Genomic DNA, 2,579 nt, shown 5'->3' on the forward strand with positions numbered 1-2,579 from the left:
GGCCCGCCCGGGCTTGTCGGATCGCCCGGTGGCCGACCTGAAGGACCGCGACCTGCAGCAACTGGCCGCCGGCCTRCAGGGCTGGCAGCTGACGCCCGACGGCACCGAGGGCTACCGCAAGGCCGAGGTCACCGCCGGCGGCGTCGACACCCGGGAACTCAGCTCGCAGACGCTGGAAAGCCGCCGCATGCCCGGCCTGCACTTCATCGGCGAGGTGGTCGACGTGACCGGCTGGCTGGGCGGCTACAACTTCCAGTGGGCCTGGGCCAGCGCCGCGGCCTGCGCGGCGGCCATCACCGACAGTCGCGACCGCCTTCAGCCTGCTGAAAGCGGTCACTGACACCCCGCTTGCGCGTCAGGGAACTATGGCTATAATCGCGGTCTTTGCTGGCAAACCCGCGCCGCGATCTCGCTACAAATCTTCGTCCACGCCTCTGGCTGGATTCCGGAACCTCCTGCTAGAGAAACCGGGCGAACGACAGTGAGACACCGAGCGCAAAAACTTCTGGATCTATGACTTCGATTCGCGTCAAAGAAAACGAGCCGTTCGACGTGGCTCTGCGCCGCTTCAAGCGCACCATTGAAAAGCTGGGCCTGCTGACCGACCTGCGCGCCCGTGAGTTCTACGAAAAGCCCACCGCCGAGCGCAAGCGCAAGAAGGCCGCGGCCGTCAAGCGCCACTTCAAGCGCATCCGCAGCATGCAGCTGCCGAAGCGCCTGTACTGAGATAGATTCGATCCGGCGCTGATGTGGCGCTGGAGCACAACGAAGCCCGCGCCACGCGGGCTTTGTCGTTTTTGATCCTCGCTTTCGACCCTCACCTATTCGAGCACCTGCGATGACCCTGAAAGACCAGATCACCGAAGACATGAAGACCGCGATGCGTGCGAAGGACGCCGCCCGCCTGCTGACGATCCGCGGCCTGCTCGCGGCACTGAAGCAGAAAGAGGTCGACGAGCGCATCGTGCTCGACGACGCCGCGGTGATCGCGATCGTCGACAAGCTGATCAAGCAGCGCAAGGATTCGATCACGCAGTTCGCCGCCGCGAACCGCACCGACCTGGTCGACAAGGAAACCGCCGAGCTGGCCGTGCTCGAAGGCTACCTGCCGCAGCGCCTGTCGGCCGACGAGATCGCGGCCGAGGTCGGCAAGATCGTCACCGAGCTGGGCGCCACCGGCCCCGGCGACATGGGCAAGGTGATGGGCGCGGTGAAGACCCGACTGGCCGGCAAGGCCGACATGGGCCTGGTGTCCGCTGCGGTCAAGCAGGCCTTGAGCAAATAGGTCGCCCACCATGACCGATCCCGTCGTCCAGCAGCTCAGCGCCGATGTCTGCGTCGCGCCCCAGCTCGAACCGGCCGCGATGGCCTGGGCCGCGCAGCAGGGTTTCAGGAGCGTGATCAACAACCGCCCCGATTTCGAAGGCGGCCCCGATCAGCCCACCAGCGCTGCCGTCGAAGCCGCCGCGCACGCGGCCGGCCTGCAGTACGTGCACCTCCCGGTCGCGCCGGCCGTGCAGACGCCCGAGCAGATCGCCGCGTTCGCGGCGCTGCTGGCCTCGCTGCCCAAGCCGATCCTCGCGTTCTGCCGCACCGGCACGCGCTCCGGCAAGCTCTACCGCGCCGCGACAGGCACCGCCTGACCGCTCCCAGGCACGGCGGCCGTCCATGCGCCTGAAGCTGAAGGTCTTCCTGTTCGCGGTGATCCCGCTGATCGCGTCGCTGCTGCTGATCGCGGTCGCGGTGCGCCAGAAGGAGAACGACCTCGCCGCCCGCGAGCGCGCCGTCGTCGAGGCCGCGACGATGGCGTCGAAGCAGACCGAGCTGCGCCACTACGTCGACCTCGCGCAGAGCACGATCGCGCCGCTCTACGCCTCCGGCCGCGACGACGACGCCACCAAGGAGCAGGCGATCCGCCGCCTCGCCTCGCTCGACTACGGCAGCGACGGCTACTTCTTCCTCTACGACCTGGCCGGCAAGAATTTGATGCACCCGCGCCAGCCCGAGCTGGTCGGCCAGCCGATGTGGGACATGCGCGACGCCAACGGCGAGCCGGTGATCCAGCGGCTGATCGCACGCGCCCGCGAAGGCGGCGGCTTCGTCGAGTACCTGTGGCGCAAGCCGTCCACCGGGCAGGTGACGCCCAAGCTCGGCTACGTGGTCGCGCTGCCGCGTTGGAACTGGATGTTCGGCACCGGCCTGTACCTCGACGACGTGCAGGCCACGATGAAGCAGCTCGACCAGCAGGTCACCGCCAACATCGCCGACACGATGTGGTGGATCGCCGGCATCGCGCTGCTGGGCATCGTGCTGATCGGCGGCAGCGGGCTCGCGCTCAACGTCAGCGAGCAGCGCATCGCCGATGCCAAGCTGCGGCTGCTGGCGCGCCAGGTCGTGCAGTCGCAGGAAGACGAGCGCGCCTACCTCTCGCGCGAACTGCACGACAGCACCAGCCAGACGCTGGTGTCGATCAAGCTGCTGATGGAGTCGTCGGTCGCGCAGCTCGGCAGCGAGGCGCCGGCCACGCTGACGAAGGCGCTGGTGCGGTTGAACGGCGCGCTCGGCGAAGTGCGCGAGAT

General features: G+C 67.9%; 5 protein-coding genes. All 5 read left to right on the forward strand.

Annotated elements, in window-relative coordinates; translation table 11 throughout:
- Positions 1-340: NAD(P)/FAD-dependent oxidoreductase (locus tag AC1D12_RS30690; protein ID WP_477845001.1), on the forward strand; the 340-nt coding region annotated here is incomplete at its 5' end.
- A gap of 173 nt (positions 341-513) precedes the next feature.
- The gene (gene rpsU, locus AC1D12_RS30695; protein WP_047503026.1) at positions 514-726 is read left to right on the forward strand and encodes a 30S ribosomal protein S21; all 213 of its coding nucleotides are present in this window, start codon (positions 514-516) and stop codon (positions 724-726) included.
- Between the two features lie 112 nt (positions 727-838).
- A complete protein-coding gene (locus AC1D12_RS30700; RefSeq protein WP_477826940.1) occupies positions 839-1,285 on the forward strand; it encodes a GatB/YqeY domain-containing protein in 447 nt (148 codons plus the stop codon).
- Positions 1,286-1,295: 10 nt separating this feature from the next.
- Positions 1,296-1,643 (forward strand): protein tyrosine phosphatase family protein, encoded by a 348-nt coding sequence (locus AC1D12_RS30705; protein WP_477826939.1) that lies wholly within the window; start codon positions 1,296-1,298, stop codon positions 1,641-1,643.
- A gap of 25 nt (positions 1,644-1,668) precedes the next feature.
- Positions 1,669-2,579, forward strand: a 911-nt coding sequence (locus AC1D12_RS30710) for a cache domain-containing protein (protein WP_477845002.1), incomplete at its 3' end; no start/stop codon positions are given.

The organism is Rhizobacter sp. P1_G5 (genome assembly GCF_056405435.1).